The following is a 22280-nucleotide window of genomic DNA, read 5'->3' as shown; positions in this document are numbered from 1 at the left end:
AATGGCTGAACGCCTGACCAAGACGGCCGCTCGAAATGTCTTCTACGGCGGCTCGGCCTTTTTCTTCGCCATTTTCATAGGGCTGACGGCACACAGCCACTACTACATGGTCACGACGTCCACGGACGCAACGATGCTGACGTCGTCGGTCGCCCGGGGCAAGCATGTCTGGGAGAAGAACTCCTGCATCAACTGCCACACGCTGCTCGGCGAGGGTGCCTATTTCGCGCCTGAGGTCGGCAACGTCTGGGATCGCTGGGGCGGCAACGAGGACCCGGCCGCAGCGCGCGAGACGCTGAAAGCCTGGATGCAGTCGCAGCCGTCCGGTGCGCCAGGCCGGCGGCAGATGCCGCAGTTCAACCTCACCAACCAGGAGCTCGATGATCTCGCCGACTTCCTGCAATGGACCAGCAAGATCAAGCGGCAGGAATGGCCGCCGAACAAGGCCGGCTGAGCGCCTTCCTCTTTCAAGACAGAGAGAACCCGAGATGAAATATCAAACCCAGAAAGTCGCGATGCTGTATTTCTACGGCGCGCTGACCCTGTTCCTGGCCCAGGTCCTGTTCGGCCTTCTCGCAGGAACCATCTACGTCCTGCCCAACACGCTGTCGACGCTCCTGCCGTTCAATATCGTCAGGATGATCCACACCAACGCGCTGATCGTATGGTCGTTGATCGGCTTCATGGGCGCGACCTACTTCCTGCTCCCGGAAGAGACCGAGACCGAGCTCTATAGCCCGCTGCTGGCGAAGATCCAGTTCTGGATGTTCTTCGGTGCCGCCGGCGTCGCCGTGGTCGGCTATCTCTTCCACTATCACGAGGGCCGTGAGTTCCTCGAACAGCCCTTCATCATCAAGGTCGGCATCGTCGTCGTCTGCCTGATGTTCCTGTTCAACGTCACGATGACGGCGCTGAAGGGCCGCAAGACCACGATCACCAACATCCTGCTGTTTGGCCTGTGGGGCGTCGCGATCTTCTTCCTGTTCGCCTTCTACAACCCGGCGAACCTTGCCGTCGACAAGATGTACTGGTGGTACGTCGTCCATCTCTGGGTCGAAGGCGTCTGGGAGCTGATCATGGCCTCCGTGCTCGCTTATCTCATGATCAAGCTCAACGGCATCGATCGTGAGGTCGTCGAGAAGTGGCTCTACGTGATCATCGGCCTTGCCCTGTTCTCGGGCATCCTCGGCACCGGCCACCACTTCTATTGGATCGGCGCGCCCGGCTACTGGCAGTGGATCGGTTCGCTGTTCTCCACGCTGGAGGTTGCGCCGTTCTTCACCATGGTGATCTTCACGGTGCAGATGACCTGGAAGGCCGGCCGCAAGCATCCGAACCGCGCCGCGCTGTTGTGGTCGGTCGGCTGCTCGGTGATGGCGTTCCTCGGCGCCGGCGTGTGGGGCTTCCTGCACACGCTGTCCTCAGTGAACTACTACACCCACGGCACGCAGGTCACCGCCGCGCACGGCCATCTCGCCTTCTTCGGCGCCTATGTGATGCTGAACCTGTCGGTGATGGCCTATGCGATCCCGCAGCTGAAGGGACGGGCGCCCTATCACCAGTGGCTGTCCATGACGAGCTTCTGGATCATGTGCACGGCCATGATGGTGATGACCTTCGCGCTGACCTTCGCCGGCGTGGTCCAGGTCCATCTCCAGCGCGTGCTCGGCCAGGGCTACATGGACGTGCAGGATCAGCTCGCGATGTTCTACTGGGTCCGTCTCGGCTCCGGTGTGTTCGTTGCGATCTCCGCACTGATGTTCGTCTGGGCCGTGCTGGTGCCGAGCCGCGAGAGGCAGGCGGTCATTCCCGCCGCGCTGCAGCCGGCTGAGTAAACCCAAAGGCCGGCCGCGGTTCGCCGCGGCCGCCGCCCTCTCTTTGCGAATTCCGGAGGAAGATCATGAACGCAGCACTTCTCGCCGTGGCGGCACCTGGACCCGAGTTGCCGGCCTATGTCGCGAGTGGCAACGAATGCGCGCTGTTCGAACACGCCTGGCGCCATCAACTCCCTGTGCTGCTCAAGGGGCCGACCGGCTGCGGCAAGACCCGCTTCGTCGCGCACATGGCGGCGCGGCTGGGGCTGCCGCTTCACACCGTCGCCTGTCATGACGATCTGACCGCCGCCGATCTCACCGGCCGGCATTTGCTCAGGGGCGGCGACACCGTGTGGACCGATGGTCCGCTGACGCGCGCCGTGCGCGAAGGCGGCATCTGCTATCTCGACGAGGTCGTGGAGGCCCGCAAGGACGTCACCGTCGTGCTGCATCCTCTGACCGACGATCGCCGCATCCTGCCGCTGGAACGTACCGGCGAGGAGCTGGTGGCGCCGCGCAGCTTCATGCTCGTCGTCTCCTACAATCCCGGCTACCAGACGCTGCTGAAGGCGCTGAAGCCCTCGACGCGTCAGCGCTTCGTCGCCATCGAATTCGATTTCCTGCCGCCGGAGCAGGAGATCGGTGTCGTGTCCGCCGAAAGCGGGCTGTCGCCGGAGCGCGTGCGGCCGCTGGTGGGGCTGGCTGGTCGGCTGCGTGCGCTTAGGGGACACGATCTGGAGGAGGGCGTCTCGACCCGGCTCGTGGTCTATTGCGCGACCCTGATCGCCGCGGGCACCTCGATCGGCGATGCCGTGCTGGCCGGCATGATCGAGCCGCTGACCGACGACGCCGACGTCAAGGCGGCGCTGCTGGACGTCGCACGCGCCGTCATCGGGTGAGGCCGCACCGATGCTCGACTTCCTCGAACTGGAGGAGACGGTCGGCCGCGCCTGGCACAGGATGGTCGGCGGCATCGCGAGCTATCCGGCTCACGATGATCACGCCGTCTCACTGACCGAGGTGAGAGGGCGGCTGGCGGTGATGTTCCGGGCGCTCGGCGGTGAGACGGGGGTGCAGATTGCAAGCGCGGGCGCGCGAAAATCGGGGCACCGTCTCGGCTGGCGGCAACGCATCGGCCTCGGAGACGAGCGGCTCGAGCAGCCGGGCCGCGACGCCGCGACCATCTTCCTTCCCGATCGCATCTCGATCTTTCCCGACCGCGCCTTGAACGCGGCGCTCTATCGCTGGCTTGCGGCGTGGTTTGCAGCCGCGCCGATCGACACGATCACGGAAGTCGATCCGCTGCGGCGGGATCTGCTGCTGTTGCGCCGGGCCAGCGAGACGGCGGTCTTTGTGCTCACGCAATTTCCCGGGCTTGCTGGCGATTACGCGAGGCTCGCCGCAGCAACTGCCGCGGCCCGGCCTCGTCGTCCCCTCCCGCGCATCGAGCAGGAGGTCGAGCAGATCGTGCTGGCCCTGCTCGGAGCCGGCAAGGCGCCTTCCGGCAAGCTATGGCCGGCGATGATGGGCACCGGCCCGCTGGCGGACAAGGCGCCGCCGGGCTATCGTTCGATCCTGCCGTGCCCGCTCTGGGGGGATTGCTGGACGCGCGAGCTCTCGCCCGCGCATGCCGGCGAGGACGAATGCGCATCGGGCGCGGAAGCTGCGGCCGAGAACGATCGCAAACGCTTTGCCGTCCGCGAGCGCGAGGACAACGCCGACCGCCGCGATCCTTTCGTGCTCAACCGCTTCGAGAAGATCCTGGCGATGGCCGAGATGGTCAATGTCGACCGTCCCGCCGACGACAGCGAGGACGAGGATGCGCAGAAAGCTGCCGGCGATCTCGAGGAGATCACGCTCAGCCGCCGCTCCGGCGAGCCGGCGAGCCGGTTCAAGTTCGATCTCGACCTGCCGCCGGAGGCCCTCGATGCCTCGAAGCTGAATGCGGACCTCGCCTATCCCGAATGGGACTATCGCAGCGGCTCCTACCTGCCGGATCATTGCCGCGTGCTCGCAGGCGCGGCCTCCGAGCAAGGTGAGAGCTGGACGCCTGACGACGCCATGCGCCGGCACATCCGCCAGGTGCGCCGCCGCTTCGAGGTGCTGCGGCCGCGCCGCGAATTGATGCGCGCCCAGGCCGACGGACACGACCTCGATCTCGACGCGCTGGTGCGGGCGCGGTGCGACCTGCGCGCCGGCAGCGGCGGCAGCGGTCTCGATCGCATCCATGTCGCCATGCGCCCGCAAGGGCACGATCTCGCCGTCACGCTGCTCGTCGACGTCTCGCTCTCCACGGATGCCTGGGTCGACGGCTACCGCGTGCTCGACGTCGAGAAGGAGGCGCTGCTGGTGCTTGCCAACGGGCTTTCGGCCTGCGGCGATCACCACAGCATCCTGACCTTCACCTCGCGCCGGCGCTCCTGGGTGCGGCTCGAGACGGTCAAGGCCTTCGGCGAGCCGATGAGCGCGACGGTGGAGCGCCGGATCGGCGCGTTGAAGCCAGGCTATTACACGCGGATCGGCACGGCGGTGCGCCACGCCGCGGCCGAGCTCGCCCGCCAGCCGCAGCGCAAGAAGCTGCTGATCGTCCTTACCGACGGCAAGCCGAACGACGTCGATCATTACGAAGGTCGCTTCGCGGTCGAGGACACCCGCAAGTCGGTGCAAGAGGCGCGCCGGCTCGGCATCGCCGCCTTTGGCGTCACGGTGGACGCGACCGCGCAATCCTACTTCCCGACCCTGTTCGGCCGCGGCGGCTACGCCATCGTCGGCAACATCAAGCGGCTGCCCACGGCGCTGCCGGCGATCTACCGGCAGGTCGCGCATTGACAAGGAACCGCCGGCCCTCGCTGTAGTCGAGCTATTGCTCACTTGCTGGGTATATGATCGAATGGCCGGATGGAGCAGGGCCGGCCGAGACCTGAACTGATCATCTTCGATTGCGACGGCGTGCTCGTCGACAGCGAGCTGCTGAGCTGCCGGTGCCTGTCCGAGGTGCTGGCCGAGTTCGACATCGCGCTCAGCCAGCAGCAGGCGCTCGAGCTCTTTCTCGGCCGCAGCACCAAGGCGATCGAGCAGCATTATCGTGGTCTCGGCCGGATCGTGCCGGAGAGTTTTCTGCCGCGCCTGAAGTCGCAAGTGCTGTCGACGTTCGCAGCTTGTCTTCAGCCGATCCCCGACATTGCCGGCGTGATATCCGACTTGTCCGTGCCGTTTTGCGTGGCCTCGTCCAGCGATTTCGATCGCGTCGCGCTCGCTCTCGACGTGACCGGCCTGCGGGCGCATTTCGGCGAGCGGATCTACACCGCGCAAATGGTCCGGCATGGCAAGCCGGCGCCGGACCTCTTTCTGCTCGCGGCGGAGAAGATGGGGGTGCAGCCTGCGCGCACGCTGGTGATCGAGGACAGCGTCAGCGGAGTTGCGGCGGGCAAGGCGGCCGGCACGACGGTCTGGGGATTTGTCGGCGGCAGCCATTACCGCGGCCGTGACGGGCAGGCTATATTGTCCGGCGCGGGGGCCGACCGGGTCTTCGCCCGCATGAGCGATTTCTGGGAGGCGTGAGGCCCGCATGGCCGCCGACAACGACAAGTCGCGACTCGACGATGCCGCGCGCGCCGGCTGGCTCTATTTCATCGCCGGTCACACCCAGGACGAGATCGCAAAAATGCTCCAGGTCTCGCGGGCCTCGGCGCAGCGGCTGGTCTCGCTGTGCCTTGCCGAGCGCCTCATCACCTTCCGGCTCGAACATCCCATCGCCGCCTGCATGGAGCTTGCGGCGCGCCTGAAGCAGCGGTTCGACCTCGTCCATTGCGAGGTGGTGCCGGCCGATCCTGCTGCTCCCCAGGCCACCGCAGGCATCGCGGAGCGCTGCGCCAATCTGCTGGACGCGACGCTGCGTTCGGAGACGCCCGTGATCGTGGCGCTCGGCACCGGCCGTGCCGTGCGCGCCGCGGTCGAGCGCGTCACGCCGATCGACCGGCCCAATCACCAGATCGTCTCGCTGGTCGGCAACATCTCCGCCGACGGTTCGGCGAGCTTTTACGACACCGTCGGCCGGCTCGCCGACCGCACGGGGGCGCGGCACTATCCGATGCCGTTGCCGTTCCTGATGTCGTCCGAGGACGAGCGCAACAAGATGGTTCGCATCGAACCGATCGCCAAGGTAAAGGCGGTCGCGGCCAAGGCGGATTTGCGCCTCGTCGGCATCGGCCAGATGGACCAGAAGGCGCAGGTCCACATCGACGGCTTCGTCACCCGCGACGAATTGTTCGAGATGATGCGGCTGGGCGCCATCGGCGAGATCACCGGCTGGGCCTATGATTCCAGGGGACGTCTGCTCAAGGCCGGCACCAACAAGCGCCTCACCAGCATTCCGCCGGAAGTGCCGGCGAAGGCCACGACGATCGGTGCCGCGGTGGGGGCGGCGAAGGTGACCGCGATCGCCGCGGCGTTGAACGGGGGGCTGGTTAACGGCCTGATCACCGACGAGACCACCGCAAGGGCGATTCTGGAGCGGTAGGGCGGGCGGTCTCGCCACTTGCTCCGCTGTCATCATCCGCGAAAGCGGATGATCCAGTACGCCGCGGCCCCGCTTGGGGCAAACCAACTGACGACACGGAGGACTGGGTGCCCCGCTTTCGCGGAGCACGATAGCGTGGGTGAGTCATCCACCTGCCACCCCTCCCGCACCGCAGCACTCATAAGTTGCGCAAACGCCCGTGCGCCTGCTTGACAAGGCTCCTTCCTTGAGTTGAACATACGCTCAACGCGTGGGTATATGCTCAAACGCGATTGAGGGGAGGTCACCGTGAAACACATCCTGGGCGCCGTCTGCGGCGCATCTGCACTTTTGCTGGCCGTTCCCGCGATGGCCGAAACGACCCTGACGATCGCCACCGTCAACAACGGCGACATGATCCGCATGCAGGGGCTGACGAGTGAGTTCACCAAGAACAATCCCGACATCACGGTGAAGTGGGTGACGCTGGAGGAGAACGTGCTGCGCCAGCGCGTCACCACCGACATCGCCACCAAGGGCGGTCAATTCGACGTGCTCACCATCGGCACCTATGAGGTGCCGATCTGGGCCAAGAAGGGCTGGCTGGTGCCGCTCGCCAATCTCGGGAGCGATTACGACGTCGCCGACCTCCTGCCCAAGATCAAGGACGCGGTCTCCGTCGACGGCAAGCTCTACGCCGCGCCGTTCTACGGCGAAAGCTCGATGGTGATGTATCGCACCGATCTGTTCGAGAAGGCCGGCCTGAAGATGCCGGAAAAGCCGACCTGGGATTTCGTGGTCGACGCCGCCAGGAAGCTCACCGACAAGAGTGCGGGCACCTACGGCATTTGCCTCCGCGGCAAGGCCGGCTGGGGCGAGAACATGGCGTTCCTCTCGGCCATGGCCAATTCCTACGGTGCGCGCTGGTTCGACGAGAAGTGGCAGCCGCAGTTCAACACGCCGGAATGGAAGGCGACGCTGACGACGTACGTCAATCTCATGAAGGAAGCCGGCCCGCCCGGCGCGAGCTCCAACGGCTTCAACGAGAATCTGGCGCTGTTCAACGCCGGCAAGTGCGCGATGTGGATCGACGCCACGGTCGCGGCATCCTTCGTCACCAACCCGAAGGACTCCAAGGTCGCCGACAAGGTCGGTTTCGCGCTGGCGCCCAACACCGGCCTCGGCAAGAACGCCAACTGGCTGTGGGCCTGGAATCTCGCGATCCCCGCCGGCTCCAAGAAGACTGAAGCGGCCGAGAAGTTCATCGCCTGGGCAACCAGCAAGGACTACACCAAGCTCGTCGCCTCGAAGGATGGCTGGGCCAACGTGCCGCCGGGCACGCGCACCTCGCTCTACCAGAACCCCGACTATCTGAAGGTCGCCCCGTTCGCCAAGCTGACGCTGGCCTCGATCGACGCGGCCGATCCGAACAAGCCGACGGTGAAGCCGGTGCCTTACGTCGGGGTGCAATACGCCGCGATTCCCGAATTCCAGGGCATCGGCACCCAGGTCGGCCAGCAATTCTCGGCCGCGCTTGCCGGCTCGATGACGGTCGAAGCCGCGCTGACGGCGGCGCAATCGGCAACCGAGCGCGAGATGAAGCGCGCCGGCTACATCAAGTGAACCCGAGCTCGACCTCCTGAGCTCAGACTTGCGGCCATCCGCCGATCCCCCGATGGATGGCCGCCTTCTTTCCGAGGTTTCATTTTGACGCGTTTTCCCTCCGCGAACCGGCCTCCACTTCGCTCGAAAACGCTCTGAAGGAGAAGTCAGGGATGGCAACCCGGCAGACGCAGCTTCTTGCGCGCTCGCTCCTGACGCCTGCGGTCGGGCTGCTCTTCATCTGGATGATCGTTCCGCTCGCGCTGACGATATACTTCTCGACCCTGCATTACAGCCTGCTCGATCCCGGCTCCGAGTCGTTCGTGGGCCTGGAGAATTTCCGCTACTTCCTCACCGATCCCGCGTTCCTGGCCTCGCTTCAGAACACGCTGGTGCTGGTCGGCTCCGTGCTCGCGCTGACGATCCTGCTCGGCATTCCGCTCGCGCTGTTGATGGACCAGCCGGTGATCGGGCGCAATTTCGTGCGGCTGATGGTGATCGCGCCGTTCTTCGTGATGCCGACGGTCAGCGCGCTGGTCTGGAAGAATCTGTTGATGCATCCGGTGTCCGGCCTGTTTGCCTGGCTCGCCTCGTTGTTCGGCCTGACGCCGATCGACTGGTTCAACGACGTGCCGCTCTTCGCCGTGATCCTGATCGTGACCTGGCAATGGCTGCCGTTCGCGACGCTGATCCTGCTCACCGCGCTGCAATCGCTCGACGAAGAGCAGAAGGAGGCCGCCGAGATGGACGGCGCCAGCGCGGTATCGACCTTCATTTACATCACGCTGCCGCATCTGGCGCGCCCCATCACGGTGGTGATCCTGATCGAGACGATCTTCCTGCTGACGGTGTTTGCCGAGATCTTCGTCACCACCGGGGGAGGGCCGGGCCTGCAAACCACCAACATCGCCTTCCTGATCTATTCGCAGGCGCTGATCCAGTTCGACGTCGGCAGCGCCTCGGCGGGCGGCCTCGTCGCGGTGGCGATCGCCAACGTCGTCGCCTTCTTCCTCGTCCGCATCGTCGGCCGCAATCTGGAGGCTTGAAGCATGGCGCGGATCGCGACGACACGGCGGGTGGTGGCCTCGACGATCGGAGCGTGGTTCTTCGGCTTCCTGATCTTCTTCCCGATCCTGTGGATGATGCTGACGAGCTTCAAGACCGAGCTCGAGGCGTTTGCGATACCGCCGTCCTTCCTGTTCTTCCACTGGACCACGGAAAACTATGCCACCGTGCAGGAGCGCAGCGACTATTTTCACCACGCGATGAACTCGATCATCATCGCCGGCGGCTCGACGCTCATCGCTCTCTTGATAGCCATTCCCGCGGCCTGGTCGATGGCGTTCTCGCCGACGAAGCGCACCAAGGACATCCTGCTCTGGATGCTCTCAACCAAGATGATGCCGCCGGTCGGCGTCTTGGTGCCGATCTACCTGATCTACAAGTCCTTCGGTCTGCTGGATTCCCGCATCGGCCTCGTCTTCATCCTGTGCCTCGGCAATCTGCCGATCGTGATCTGGATGCTCTTCACCTATTTCAAGGAGATCCCGCGGGACATTCTCGAAGCCGCGCGCATGGACGGCGCCACGATCGGCCGCGAGCTGGTCTACGTGCTGACGCCGATGGCGATCCCGGGGCTGGCGTCCACGATGCTGTTGAACCTGATCCTCGCCTGGAACGAGGCGTTCTGGACGCTCAATCTGTCGACCTCGAACGCGGCGCCGCTGACCACGTTCATCGCCTCCTATTCGAGCCCGGAAGGGCTGTTCTGGGCAAAGCTGTCGGCGGCCTCGACGATGGCGATCGCGCCCATTCTCGTCCTCGGTTGGTTCAGCCAGAAGCAGCTCGTGCGCGGGCTCACCTTCGGCGCGGTGAAGTAGAGGGGCTGCCGGATCATGGGTCAGATCACACTTCAAGGCGTGCAGAAATCCTTCGGCCCCGTGCACATCATCAAGGGCGCCGATTTGGACATCGCCGACGGCTCGTTCGTGGTCTTCGTCGGCCCGTCCGGCTGCGGCAAGACGACCTTGCTGCGTCTGATTGCCGGGCTCGAAGACGTCTCTGGCGGCAAGATCCTGATCGACGGCAAGAACGTCGTCGACACTCCGCCCGCCAAGCGCGGACTGTCGATGGTGTTTCAGTCCTACGCGCTCTATCCGCATATGAGCGTGCGCGGCAATATCGGCTTCGGCCTGAAAATGGCCGGCCTTGCCAAGGACGAGATCAACCGCAAGGTCGAGGCGGCCGCCGCCACGCTGAACCTCACGCCTTATCTCGACCGCAAGCCGCGCGAGCTCTCCGGCGGCCAGCGCCAGCGCGTCGCGATCGGCCGCGCCATCGTGCGCGAGCCCAAGGCGTTCCTGTTCGACGAGCCGCTGTCCAATCTCGATGCCGCGCTGCGCGTGCAGATGCGCATCGAGGTGACCAGGCTCCAGAAGCAGCTCGGCACCACCGCGATCTACGTCACTCACGACCAGGTCGAGGCCATGACCATGGCCGACAAGATCGTCGTACTCAACGGCGGCAAGATCGAGCAATATGGCTCGCCCCTCGAGCTCTACGAGCGGCCCGACAATCTCTTCGTCGCCGGCTTCATCGGTTCGCCCAAGATGAATTTGGTGACCGGGGATCCGGCCAAGCAGCACGGTGCATCCACCATCGGCGTGCGGCCGGAGCACCTCAAGATCGAACGCGACGGCGCCGGCGGCTGGCAGGGCACGATCGCGGTCGCCGAGCATCTCGGCAGCGACACGTTCCTATACGTCGATGCCGGTGCGCTCGGCATGCTGACGGCGCGCTATATCGGGGAATTGAGCCTGCACGCCGGCGACCGCGTCTCGCTGGTGCCGGACCCTGCGCGCATCCACCGCTTCGACGAGGCCGGCAACGCGCTTCGAGGCTGACAAGAAACGTCAAGACAACGGAAACACCATCATGTACCTAGAAAAATTCAAGCTGAACGGCAAGACCGCGTTCATCACCGGCGGCGGCCAGGGCATCGGCCTTGGCTGCGCGGAAGCGCTGGCTGAAGCCGGCGCCAGGGTCGTCATCGGCGACCGCGACGGCAAGGTCGCCGACAGCGCCAAGGCCAGCCTGAAGGCGAAGGGCTTCGACATCGAAACCGCGATCATGGACGTGACCGATACCAAGCGCGTGGCCGAGGTCGCGAACGACCTCGTCGCCCGCCACGGCAAGGTGGACATTCTCGTCAACAATGCCGGCATCGCCCGCAGCGAAACCCCGGCCGAGACCGTCACCGACGAGCACTGGCTCAACGTCATCGACGTCAATCTCAACGGCACCTTCTGGTGCTGCCGCGAATTCGGCAAGCACATGCTGAAGGCGAAAAGCGGCGCCATCGTCAATGTCGGCTCGATGTCCGGCTTCATCGTCAACAAGCCGCAGGAGCAGTGCTTCTACAACGCCTCCAAGGCTGCCGTGCATCACCTGACCAAATCGCTGGCCGCCGAGTGGGGCGCGCGTGGCATCCGCGTCAATGCGGTGGCGCCGACATACATCGAGACGCCGCTCAACGCTTTCGTGAAGAGCAATGCCAAGATGTACGACGCCTGGATCGGTGGAACTCCGATGGCGAGGATGGGGCAGGTCGAGGAGATCGCCTCCGTCGTGCTGTTCCTCTCCTCGGAGGCCGCGAGCCTGATGACCGGCAGCATCGTGCTGGTGGATGGCGGCTACACTTGCTGGTAGGCTCACCGTCAAAACGGACGGAAAGCGACCGGGAGCGACAATGCCGCGAGCGTATATCGGCGTCGACGTGGGGACCACCAGCACGCGGGCAGGGGTGTTTGACCAGGCCGGAAACCTGCTTGCGACCGCGCGGCATCCGATCCGAATCTGGCACGAGGCCGGCGACATCGTCGAGCAGTCGTCTCAGGACATCTGGGAAGCCTGCACGACGTCGGTGCGAGCCGCGATGGCGCAAGCGAGCATTGCGCCCGACAGCATCGGCGGCATCGGCTTTGACGCCACGTGTTCGCTAGTTGTCCTCGACAGACGGGGCGAGCCGCTCACCGTCAGCGCGTCCGGCGAGGCGCAGCGCAATGTCATCGTCTGGATGGATCATCGTGCCATTGCCGAGGCGCGGCTGATCAACGAGACCGAGGATGCCGTGCTGAGCTATGTCGGCGGCTCGATCTCGCCGGAGATGGAGATGCCGAAGCTGCTATGGCTGAAGCGGCACATTCGCGGCAGCTTCGAGGCCGCCGGCCACTTCTTCGATCTGGCGGATTATTTGACCTGGCGCGCGACCGGCTCGCTGCAGCGCTCGACCTGTACCGTCACCTGCAAGTGGAATTATCTGGCCCATGACGGCGGCGGCTGGAGCGCGCAGTTCTTCAAGCGCATCGGCCTGTCGGACTTCGTGAACGAGACATACGCCCGCATCGGCACCGAGATCGTCGCCCCCGGCACGCGGCTCGGCAGCGGTCTCACCCGCACGGCCGCGGCCGAGCTCGGCCTGTCGCCGGGCACGCCGGTCGGTGCCTCGCTGATCGACGCCCATGCCGGCGGCATCGGCGCGATCGGCGGCCGCGACGGCTCGGGCGGGGCCAGCGATGTCTGCGACCGGCTCGCCTACATCATGGGGACGTCGGCCTGCATCATGGCGACGACGAAGGAGCCGTGCTTCGTGCCGGGCGTGTGGGGACCTTATTACTCCGGCATGGTCCCGGACTTCTGGCTCAACGAGGGCGGCCAGTCTGCCGCGGGCGCGGCGATCGACCATCTCCTCAAGTCGCATCCGGCCCATGCCGAGGCCAGCGCGCGGGCGCGCAGCGAGGGGCTCGACCTCATCGACTTCCTCGAGCGCCGCATCATCGCGCGTGCCGGCGATGCCAGCCGCGCCGCGCTGCTCGCGCGCGACGTTCATGTCCTGCCTGAATTCATCGGCAACCGCTCGCCCTACGCCGATCCTGATACGCGCGCGGTGATCGCGGGCCTCGATCTCGACACCGACATCGCCTCGATGGAGCGGCTGTTCGTCGCCGGCCTGTGCGGGCTCGCCTATGGGCTCGCCGAGGTGATCGAGGCCTTTGCCGCACATGGCGTGCGCTCCAGCATGATGATCATGGGCGGCGGCGCCAGCCGCAGCCCGCTGGTGCGGCAGATCATGGCCGACACGACGGGGCTCACCGTCGCGCTGCCGCAGACCAAGGAGCCGGTGCTGCTCGGTGCCGCGATGTTGGGTGCGGTGGCCGGCGGTGCCTATGCGTCGATCGGCGAGACCATGGCCAAGATGTCGGCGCTGGGACGGAAGAGCGAGCCGACCGCGCCTGACATGGCGGCGTTTCACACCCGCAAGCGCGAGGTCTACAAGTTGTTGCGCGAGCTCGATCGCGGCAGCCGCGCGGCGATGGGCGGCATCGCGAGAGGTTGAATGACATGCTGATTGCCTGCGGCGATGCGCTGATCGATTTCGTGCCGACGCGAACCGGCGAGGGGCGCGAGGCCGTGATGCCGGCCGTCGGCGGTTCCTGCCTCAATGTCGCGATCGGCATGGCGCGGCTGGGCGCGCCGACCGGCTTTGTCGGCGGCATCTCGACCGATTTGTTCGGGCGGATGATCGCAGATCATGCCGCGGCCTCTCACGTCGAACTCAATCTCGCGACCCGCAGCGATCGTCAGACCACGCTCGCTTTCGTCCGCATCGTCGCGGGCGAGTCGCACTACGCCTTCTACGATGCCGAGACCGCGACGCGGAACTGGACCTATCGGCGCGGGTCCATTCCCTTCGACACGGTTGAGGCCGTCCACATCGGCTCGACCACCCTGGTCAACGACCAGGGCGCGGCCGAGACCGGGGCCTTGATCGCGGACGCACGGCCGACTTCGACGATCTCCTTCGATCCAAACTGCCGGCCCAATCTGGTCAAGGACAAGCCGGCCTATCTCGCGCGCATGGCCGAGTTCGCGAACCAGGCCGATCTGATCAAGATGTCGGATGTCGACTTCGACTATCTCTTCGGCGACGAGCCGTATCAGCAGCGCGCGCGCGTGCTGCTCGGGCAGGGCACCAGCCTCGTCGTCATCACCCGCGGCAATAACGGCGCGATCGCGTGGCACGCGGGGGCAGGGCAGATCGAGGTCGCAGCGCCCGAGGTCGAAGTCGCTGACACGATCGGCGCGGGCGACAGCTTTCAGGCGGCGCTGCTCTTTGCCCTGCACAAGCAGGGTCGTATTGCCCGGGAAGCCTTGAAGGACATCGGTGCCGACGAGCTCCGCCGCGCGCTGTCCTTTGCCGCCAGTTGCGCCGGCCTCACCTGCACGCGCCCGGGCGCCGATCCGCCCTGGAGCCATGAGATGAGTGGGAACTGGTAGCGCGCCTCATATCCGCGCGACAACCTTCTCGGCGCATTTGAGAAATCTGGAGATCAGCGGGCTCTGGGAATCTCTTCGCCAGCACACCGCGATGTCGATGGAATCGGCTGCATCGCGCAGCGGCCTGAACACGATGCCGCGTGGCGCGCCGAGCTTGGCGCAGGCCGGCACGATCGCAAAGCCTTCGCCGGCGAGAACCAGGCTCATCGCCGAATGCACTGTCTCCACCCGGCTCGCAATCGGCATCACGATCTGATGTCGGCGCAGCATGGCTGCGACTGCGGAGGAGGCCGGATCCTGCTCCGGCGGCGGCAACGCGATCAGCGGGCGGCCCTGCAACCGCTCCATCGGCACCGCGACGAGCCGTGCGAGCGGCGAGCGGATCGGCATTGCCAGCATGAAGGGCTGTGCGCCGATCCTAGCCACCTGGATCTCGGGATGGTTGATGGCCGGCATGCACAGCGCGACCGTCACGCTGCGATCGAGCAGCCGGGCCTCGCGCGTCGATGCGCTGAGCTCGGCGAATTCGAGGTCGACGCCGGGAACCGAGCGCCGTAGCTCGGGGATGAGCCGCGGCAGCATCGCATTCGCCAGCACGAACATGTAGCCGACCGAGAGCCGCCCGCGCTTGCCGGCGGCGACCGCGCGCGCGGCTTCGGCGCCGTCGACGGCCAGCGCCAGCGCCTCGCTCGCGCGGGCCAGCAGCGCCTGGCCGGCCTCGGTCAGATCCATGCCACGGGTGCCGCGGCGGAACAGCGGCGCCCCGATCTCGGCCTCGAGCTTGCGGATCTGGACGGACAGCGGAGGCTGCGCCATCCGCAGCCGCTCGGCGGCCTTGCCGATGCTGCGCGCCTCGGCGACGGCGACGAAATAGCGGAGCCGGCGAAGATCCATTGGCATACCGAAAACGTATGGGTTGGCGATCAAAATCGTATTGGACGGCGAGTTAACAAAACTGTCATTCTCGCTGTCAATGTCCTCGGGCCAACGGCGGCCCGCTCCGGAGCGTGACGTGGCGATGAACGGCGACCCCTGTCTCTTGTCCGCAACCGAACTGCGCGGCCTCGTCGCCGCAAAGCGGATTTCGCCGGTCGAGATCGTCCGTGCCGTGCTTGCGCGCGCCGAGGCGCTCCAACCCGAGTTGAACTGTTTCATCACGCTCTGTGGCGACGAGGCGATGGCGCAGGCGCGCGCGGCCGAGCGCAAGCTGATGGCCGGTGAGCCGCTCGGCCTGCTGCACGGCATCCCGGTCACCGTCAAGGACATCGTCAACACCAAAGGCGTCAAGACCACCTTCGGCGCCGTTCCCTACAAGGACAACGTGCCGACCGAGGATGCCGTCGCGGTGGCGCGGCTGCGCAGCGAAGGCGCCATCCTGATCGGCAAGACCACGACGCCGGAATTCGGCAGCAAATGCCTGACGGATTCGCCCTTGTTCGGCCGGACCCGCAACGCCTGGGACGCCTGCCGCTCGTCCGGCGGCTCCAGCGGCGGCGCGGCGGTTGCGGTCGCCAGCGGCATCGCGCCGCTTGCGATTGCGACCGACGGCGGCGGCTCGACGCGGATTCCCGCCGCCTGCAATGGCGTGGTGGGTTTGAAGCAGAGCAACGGAATCATCCCGCACAGCCAGGCGCTGGACGTATTCGGCAACCAGACCTATGTCACGCCGACCACGCGCACCGTCGCCGACACCGCGCTGATGATGCAGGCCATGGCGGGCGAGGACGCCTGTGATCCCTGGTCGATCGGCGTGCCCGTGCCGGATTTCATCGGCACCGCGGCCCCGCGCGGCGATCTGCGCGGGCTCAGGATCCTGTACTGCCTGACGCCGCCGGGCCGTCCGGTGTCGGCCGAAGTCGCCGCCAGTTTCAAGGCGAGCCTCGACCGGCTGGCAGGGTTAGGGGCCGAGCTCGAGGAATTCTCGGGCGACGGTTTCGACATCGAGCCGATCTGGCGCGCCATCAACCACACGGTCTGGCGCGCGCGCTTTGCCAAGCTCGCCGCCGAGCACAAGGACGAGCTGAGCGAGGCCTTTCTCAAGCAGCTCGCACTCGCGACCGAGGTCACCGGCGTCGACTATCAGGAAGCGATGTTCGCGCGCACCGCGCTGTTCCGCCGCGTGCAATCGCTACTTGTGCGCGGGCACCTGCTGGCGATGCCGACCCTGACGCGGACCGCACTGCCGATCGGCCAGGACCTGTTCGGCACCATCGAGATCGATGGACGGCATTTCGACAGCGTCCGGCCGCACTGGTTCCCCTGGACCATGCCCTTCAATATGACCGGCCATCCCGCCATCAGCGTGCCCTGCGGCTTCGGCCGCGACGGCCTGCCGATCGGCCTGCAGCTCGTCGGCCGCTTCCGCGGTGATGCGGAGCTGCTGCGCGTCAGCGCGCTGTTCGAGCCGTCGAGCGACCTTCTGTCCCGCTGGCCGGCTTGAGGGGACGGGCATGAAGCACAGGGCTCGTGCGCAAGGGACTTGCCTCCGGCGTCCGGACATGTTGATCGTGCCGCAGCTGAGCCCTGAAGCCGAGCGCGCATGAGCGTATTTGTCCTCCGACGTCTGGTGACCTTGCTGGCGACGCTGGTCGGCGCCTCGCTGATCATCTTCCTGGTGCTCGACGCGCTTCCCGGCAATGCCGCGCAGATGCTGATGGGCGCCGATGCCTCGCCGGACGCGGTGCGCGCGCTCACCATCAAGCTCGGGCTCGACCAGCCCCTGGCGGTTCGCTATCTGCAGTGGATCAAGGGACTTCTCTCCGGCGATCTCGGCAATTCCTATGTCTACGGCACGCCGGTCGCCAGCCTGATCGGGGAGCGGCTGCTGCTGACCGTTCCGCTCGCGATCATGGCCATGGCGATCACGGTGACGCTGGCGCTGTCCGCCGGCATCTACACCGCCGCCAACCACAACAAGCTCGGCGACGTCGGCGTGATGTCGCTGACGCAGATCGGCATCGCGCTGCCCAATTTCTGGTTTGCGATCCTGCTGGTGCTCTTGTTCTCCGTGCGGCTGCAATGGCTCTCGGCCGGCGGCTTTGCCGGCTGGGAGGACGGCATCTGGCTCGGCTTCAAATCGCTGCTGCTGCCGGCGATCTCGCTCGCGGTGGTGCAGGCCGCGATCCTCGCGCGCGTCACGCGCTCCGCCGTGCTGGAAGTGTTGCGCGAGGATTTCGTCCGCACCGCACGTGCCAAAGGGCTCGGCAAGCGCGAGGTGCTGTGGAGCCACGTGCTGCGCAACGCCATGATCCCCGTGATGACGGTGATGGGTCTGCAATTCGCCAATCTGCTGGCCGGCACCATCGTGATCGAGAACGTGTTCTACCTGCCTGGTCTCGGCCGCCTGATCTTCCAGTCGATCGCCAACCGCGACCTGATCGTGGTGCGCAATTGCGTGATGCTGCTCGCGACCATGGTCGTCATCGTCAATTTCGTGGTCGACGTGCTCTACGCCTTCATCGATCCCCGCATCAAGGTCCACGACCTGTGAGCGCGCCTATGACCATCGACGCGCCGCTCGCAACGCGGCCACTGCCGGCCCGGACCTTCTGGCGCCGCGCACTGCGCCACCGCAGCTTCGTTCTCGGCGGCGCGTTGAGCCTTCTCGTGCTGGCCTCGGCGCTCCTGTCGCTGGTGTGGACGCCGTGGTCGCCTTACGAGATCGACATCGCCTCGAAGCTGCGGCCGCCGTCGGCGGCGCATTGGCTCGGCACCGATTCCTTCGGCCGCGACATCGTCTCGCTGCTGCTCGCCGGCGCCCGCTCCACCATCATGGTCGGAATCATCGCCGTCAGCATCGGTCTCACCTTCGGCGTCACGCTCGGTCTGATCGCCTCGGCGCGGCGCGGCTGGACCGAAGAGATCATCATGCGCTTCTCCGACTTCACCTTCGCCTTTCCGGCCGTGCTGTCCGCGATCATGCTCGCCGCGGTGGCGGGGCCGGGCATGGTCACCTCGATCATCGCAATCGGCATCTTCCAGATCCCGACGTTGACGCGGCTGACGCGGGGCTCGGCCAATGCGATCTGGGCGCGCGAATTCGTGCTGGCCGCGCGCGCCGCGGGCAAGGGGCGCTTCCGCATCACCATCGAGCACGTGCTGCCGAACATCCTGTCGATCCTGATCGTGCAGGTCACCATCCAGTTCGCGCTCGCCATTCTCGCCGAAGCGGCGCTGTCCTATCTCGGCCTCGGCACGCAGCCGCCGCAGCCGTCCTGGGGGCGGATGCTGAACGATGCGCAGAGCCTGCTGTTCCAATCGCCGATGCTCGCGGTCTATCCGGGCGCGGCGATCGCGGTCGCGGTGCTGGGCCTCAATCTGCTCGGCGACGGCTTGCGCGACCTGCTCGATCCCAGACTGGCGCGGGAGCGATGACGATGGCCGAGCGCTCCGACATGCCGCTGATCGAAGTTGAAAACCTCGGGGTCCGCCTCAACACCAGTCGCGGGCCGGCGCAGGCCGTACGTGGCCTCAGCTTCTCGCTGAAGCGCGGCGAGACGCTCGGGCTCGTCGGCGAGTCCGGTTGCGGCAAGTCGGTCACCGCGATGTCCCTGATGGGACTGCTGCCTGATAGCGCCGTGGTCTCGGGCAGCATCAAGCTCGACGGCCACGAGCTCGCCGGGCTACCGGATGCGGAATATTGCCGCCTGCGCGGCAACCGCATCAGCATGATCTTCCAGGAGCCGATGACCGCGCTCAACCCGATGCACACGATCGGCAACCAGGTCGCCGAGCCGCTGCGGCGGCACAAGACATACTCGGCGGCGCAGGCACGCAGCGAGACGATCGCCTTGCTCGACCGCGTCGGACTGCCCGATCCGGCGCGGCGTGTCGACGCCTATCCGCACCAGTTTTCCGGCGGCCAGCGCCAGCGCATCACCATCGCGATGGCGCTCGCCTGCGAGCCGGACCTCCTGATCGCGGACGAGCCGACCACCGCGCTCGACGTCACCATCCAGGGCCAGATCCTCGACCTCATTGCCGATCTCGTCGAGGAGCGCGGCATGTCGATGATCCTGATCTCACACGATCTCGGCGTCATTGCCGAGAACGTGCAGCGCATGATGGTGATGTATGGCGGCGCCGTGGTCGAGAGCGGACCGACCGACGAGGTCTTCCGCCGCATGGGCCATCCCTATACGCAGGGCCTGTTCCGCGCGCGGCCGAAGCTCGGCGCGCGCAAGGGGACGCGGCTGCAGACGATATCGGGCACGGTGCCGGAGCTGGCTGATCTGCCAGCGGGGTGCACCTTCTCCGACCGCTGTCCCCTGGTGATCGATGCGTGCCGCGCCGCGCTGCCGCCGATGGTGGAGGTCGGACCGCGCCATGGCGTGCGCTGCATCAGGACTGATGTGTCGATGGCAGAACGCGTCGGAGCGCTGACCGCATGACCGCCGAGCCGCTTCTCGACGTGAAGGATCTCGAACAGCGCTATGCGCTGCCGCGGGAAAGCCTGTTTCGTCCGCCGGGGCAGGTGCGCGCGCTCAATGGGGTGAGCGTGCAGGTTGCCGCGGGCAAGAGCCTCGGCGTGGTCGGCGAATCCGGCTCGGGCAAGTCGACCTTCGCGCGGCTGGTGATGGCGCTGGAGCGGCCGACGTCGGGACAGGTCGCGCTGCTCGGCCGTGATCTCAACCGCATCCCCGCGGACGAATTGCGCCGCGCCCGCCGCGATTTCCAGATGGTGTTCCAGGATCCTTACGGCTCGCTCGATCCGCGCCAGACCATCGCGCGCATCGTGGCCGAGCCGCTGACCGTGCTGGAGGGGGCCGACCGCTCCAGGTTTCGCGACCGCGTCGCGGCGGCGCTGCGCCAGGTCGGCTTGCGCGATGCGGACATGGAGAAATATCCGCACGAGTTCTCCGGCGGCCAGCGCCAGCGCATCGCCATCGCGCGCGCGTTGATCACCCAGCCCAAGCTGATCGTCGCCGACGAGCCGGTCTCCGCGCTCGACGTCTCCGTGCAGGCCCAGGTGCTGAACCTGATGCAGGATCTCCAGGAGCAGTTCGGCCTCAGCTACATCCTGATCAGCCATGACCTCGCCGTCGTCGACTATCTCTGCGACGAGGTCGCGGTGATGTATCTCGGCCGCATCGTCGAGCAGGGGCGGCCCGAAGACCTGTTCGAGCATTGCGCCCATCCCTATACGCGGGCGCTGCTGGAGGCCGTGCCGCGGGCGCGTGCCGGCGGCGGTCGGCGGCGGCGCGGCGGCCAGGCGATCGCCTCGCAATCGGCGGCGACGGCCGGATGCCCCTATGTCGCGCGCTGTCCGCTCGCCGAGCAGCATTGCCGCGAGGCCCTGCCTGCGTTACGCAAGGTCGGCGAGGGACACCTTGCCGCCTGCCACAGGGCGGAGGCCGTGATGGCGTTGCCGCAGGTCGCCATGGAAGGTTAGTGTCCGGAGCCGGATTGGCGTAGGCTGAAGAACGGAACAGGCCGGGGAGTTGCGCATGTTGAGGAAATTGTCGATTGTTGCCGTTGCCGCCGCGCTCGTCGCGGCGCCTTTGCCGGTGCTGGCGCAAGGCAAGAAGGACAGCGTCGTCATGGCGATGGCGCTGGAGCCGCCGGGCCTCGATCCCACCAATGCCGCCGCCGCCGCGATCGCCGAGGTCACGCTCTACAACATCTACGAGACGCTGACCAAGATCAACGAGGACGGCTCGGTCGCGTCGCTGCTGGCCGAGAGCTGGACCGCTTCGCCCGACCTGAAGACCTATACGTTCAAGCTGCGCAAGGGCGTCAAATTCCACAACGGCGAGCCGTTCAATTCCGCCGCGGTGAAGTTCTCGTTCGAGCGCAACGCCGCGCCGACCAGCACCAACAAGGACAAGAGCCTGTTCCAGGCCTTCGAGAAGGTCGATGCGCCCGACGCCGACACCGTTGCGATCACCATGAAATATGGCGAGCCGAACCTGCCGTTCCTGCTGGGACAGGCGAGCGGCTCGATCGTGGAGCCGAAGAGCGCGGCCACCAACGTCACGCAGCCGGTCGGCACCGGGCCCTACCAGCTCGGGGCCTGGGCCAAGGGCTCCTCGATCACGCTGACCAAATGGGCCGACTACCGCAGTGCCGCTGCGGTCAAGCTATCCAAGGTGACGATCCGCTTCATCTCCGAACCGGCGGCGCAGACCGCCGCGCTGCTCTCGGGTGACGTCGATGCGTTCCCGCGCGTTGCCGCCCAGCGGACGATCGCGCAGTTCAAGGCCGATCCGCGCTTCAACGTCCAGGTCGGCGGCTCCAGGGCCAAGACGATCGTCGGCATCAACCACCGGAAGAAGCCGCTGGACGACGTCCGCGTCCGCCGCGCCATCCTCGCCGCGATCGACCGCAAGGCGATGATCGACGGCGCCGTCGATGGTTTCGGCACGCCGATCGGCAGTTTCTACGTCCCGGGCGCGCTAGGCTATGTCGACACCACCGGCATCAATCCCTACGACCCCGAGAAGGCCAAGAAGCTGCTGGCCGAGGCCGGCGTCGCCACGCCGCTCGAGCTCTCGCTCAAGCTGCCGCCGCCGTCCTACGCGCGGCAGGGCGGCGAGATCCTGGCGGCGCAGCTCGCCAAGGTCGGCATCGTCGCCAAGATCGAGAACGTCGAATGGGCGCAGTGGCTGTCGCAGGTGTTCGCGCCCAACGGTCCGCACAATTTCGATCTCACCATCGTCAGCCATGTCGAGCCGTTCGACCTCGTCAAGATCACCGAGCCGGACTACTATCTCGGCTACAACAACGAGAAGTTCAACGCGCTCTACAAGCAGATCGTGTCGACGCCGGAGGAAGCCGCCCGCGCCAAGCTGCTCGGCGACGCCCAGCGCATGCTGGCCACCGACGCGGTCTCCGCCTACCTCTACCAGCCGCAGCTGATCACCATCACCAACAAGAAGCTCAAGGGCGTCTGGAAGGACGTGCCTCAATACGAGAACGATTTCTCGACCTGGTATTGGGAGTAGGGGGCGGCGAGATCAGGTCGAGATGATCTACTTGTCGATTTCTCCCGATGAGAGAGAAGATCACGGGGGGCCAAGACAAAAACTGAA

At 66.2% G+C, this 22280-nt stretch carries 20 protein-coding genes; 19 read left to right on the top strand and 1 reads right to left on the bottom strand.

Going from position 1 to position 22280, the window contains the following annotated elements:
• Position 1 precedes the first annotated feature (1 nt).
• From E4K64_RS14195 to E4K64_RS14135, 13 genes are all read left to right on the top strand, one after another.
• On the top strand, positions 2–454 hold the full coding sequence (locus E4K64_RS14195; RefSeq protein WP_135164075.1) for a c-type cytochrome: 453 nt from the start codon (positions 2–4) through the stop codon (positions 452–454).
• 34 nt (positions 455–488) lie between these two features.
• Entirely contained in the window at positions 489–1835 is a 1347-nt protein-coding gene (locus E4K64_RS14190; protein WP_135164074.1) for a cbb3-type cytochrome c oxidase subunit I, read from the top strand.
• A 65-nt stretch (positions 1836–1900) separates the two neighbouring features.
• Positions 1901–2713 (top strand): CbbQ/NirQ/NorQ/GpvN family protein, encoded by an 813-nt coding sequence (locus E4K64_RS14185; RefSeq protein ID WP_135164073.1) that lies wholly within the window; start codon positions 1901–1903, stop codon positions 2711–2713.
• A 10-nt stretch (positions 2714–2723) separates the two neighbouring features.
• Positions 2724–4643 (top strand): nitric oxide reductase activation protein NorD, encoded by a 1920-nt coding sequence (locus tag E4K64_RS14180; protein ID WP_135164072.1) that lies wholly within the window; start codon positions 2724–2726, stop codon positions 4641–4643.
• Between the two features lie 69 nt (positions 4644–4712).
• Positions 4713–5375: an HAD family hydrolase gene (locus tag E4K64_RS14175; protein WP_135164071.1), complete on the top strand. Its 663-nt coding sequence runs from the start codon at positions 4713–4715 to the stop codon at positions 5373–5375.
• Between the two features lie 7 nt (positions 5376–5382).
• Positions 5383–6333 carry a sugar-binding transcriptional regulator gene (locus tag E4K64_RS14170; RefSeq protein ID WP_135164070.1) on the top strand — a complete coding sequence of 317 codons (951 nt, stop codon included), beginning with the start codon at positions 5383–5385 and terminating at the stop codon, positions 6331–6333.
• Between the two features lie 288 nt (positions 6334–6621).
• On the top strand, positions 6622–7935 hold the full coding sequence (locus E4K64_RS14165; protein WP_135164069.1) for an ABC transporter substrate-binding protein: 1314 nt from the start codon (positions 6622–6624) through the stop codon (positions 7933–7935).
• Positions 7936–8087: 152 nt separating this feature from the next.
• Positions 8088–8960, top strand: a complete 873-nt coding sequence (locus E4K64_RS14160; RefSeq protein WP_135164068.1) for a carbohydrate ABC transporter permease — start codon at positions 8088–8090, stop codon at positions 8958–8960.
• A gap of 3 nt (positions 8961–8963) precedes the next feature.
• Complete coding sequence (locus E4K64_RS14155; RefSeq protein ID WP_135164067.1) at positions 8964–9794, top strand: carbohydrate ABC transporter permease; 831 nt, start codon at positions 8964–8966, stop codon at positions 9792–9794.
• A gap of 15 nt (positions 9795–9809) precedes the next feature.
• The gene (locus E4K64_RS14150) at positions 9810–10817 is read left to right on the top strand and encodes an ABC transporter ATP-binding protein (RefSeq protein WP_135164066.1); all 1008 of its coding nucleotides are present in this window, start codon (positions 9810–9812) and stop codon (positions 10815–10817) included.
• Between the two features lie 31 nt (positions 10818–10848).
• On the top strand, positions 10849–11622 hold the full coding sequence (locus E4K64_RS14145; RefSeq protein ID WP_135164065.1) for an SDR family NAD(P)-dependent oxidoreductase: 774 nt from the start codon (positions 10849–10851) through the stop codon (positions 11620–11622).
• A gap of 40 nt (positions 11623–11662) precedes the next feature.
• A complete protein-coding gene (locus E4K64_RS14140) occupies positions 11663–13309 on the top strand; it encodes an FGGY-family carbohydrate kinase (protein WP_135164064.1) in 1647 nt (548 codons plus the stop codon).
• A 5-nt stretch (positions 13310–13314) separates the two neighbouring features.
• Positions 13315–14250, top strand: a complete 936-nt coding sequence (locus E4K64_RS14135) for a carbohydrate kinase family protein (protein WP_135164063.1) — start codon at positions 13315–13317, stop codon at positions 14248–14250.
• 6 nt (positions 14251–14256) lie between these two features.
• Here the strand turns inward: E4K64_RS14135 and E4K64_RS14130 are convergent, their stop codons facing one another.
• Positions 14257–15144, bottom strand: coding sequence for a LysR family transcriptional regulator (locus E4K64_RS14130; RefSeq protein ID WP_135164232.1), 888 nt, complete (start codon positions 15142–15144; stop codon positions 14257–14259).
• A gap of 124 nt (positions 15145–15268) precedes the next feature.
• Here E4K64_RS14130 and E4K64_RS14125 point away from each other — a divergent pair, with 124 nt between their 5' ends.
• The 6 genes from E4K64_RS14125 (at position 15269) to E4K64_RS14100 (ending at position 22193) form a co-directional block, all read left to right on the top strand.
• Entirely contained in the window at positions 15269–16690 is a 1422-nt protein-coding gene (locus tag E4K64_RS14125; RefSeq protein WP_167772014.1) for an amidase, read from the top strand.
• Between the two features lie 99 nt (positions 16691–16789).
• Complete coding sequence (locus tag E4K64_RS14120) at positions 16790–17740, top strand: ABC transporter permease (protein WP_135164061.1); 951 nt, start codon at positions 16790–16792, stop codon at positions 17738–17740.
• The gene (locus tag E4K64_RS14115) at positions 17737–18624 is read left to right on the top strand and encodes an ABC transporter permease (RefSeq protein ID WP_126256002.1); all 888 of its coding nucleotides are present in this window, start codon (positions 17737–17739) and stop codon (positions 18622–18624) included. The genes E4K64_RS14120 and E4K64_RS14115 overlap by 4 nt, the downstream gene beginning before the upstream one ends.
• Positions 18625–18626: 2 nt before the next feature.
• Entirely contained in the window at positions 18627–19640 is a 1014-nt protein-coding gene (locus E4K64_RS14110) for an ABC transporter ATP-binding protein (RefSeq protein ID WP_167771998.1), read from the top strand.
• Positions 19637–20641 (top strand): ABC transporter ATP-binding protein, encoded by a 1005-nt coding sequence (locus tag E4K64_RS14105; protein ID WP_135164059.1) that lies wholly within the window; start codon positions 19637–19639, stop codon positions 20639–20641. The genes E4K64_RS14110 and E4K64_RS14105 overlap by 4 nt, the downstream gene beginning before the upstream one ends.
• A 55-nt stretch (positions 20642–20696) precedes the next feature.
• Positions 20697–22193: an ABC transporter substrate-binding protein gene (locus E4K64_RS14100; RefSeq protein ID WP_135164058.1), complete on the top strand. Its 1497-nt coding sequence runs from the start codon at positions 20697–20699 to the stop codon at positions 22191–22193.
• Positions 22194–22280: the final 87 nt, after the last annotated feature.

Origin of the sequence: Bradyrhizobium frederickii (assembly GCF_004570865.1) — a bacterium.
Classification (GTDB): domain Bacteria; phylum Pseudomonadota; class Alphaproteobacteria; order Rhizobiales; family Xanthobacteraceae; genus Bradyrhizobium; species Bradyrhizobium frederickii.
The sequence above is the reverse complement of the archived record's forward strand: the minus strand, read 5'-3'. Positions and strand labels throughout refer to the sequence as shown.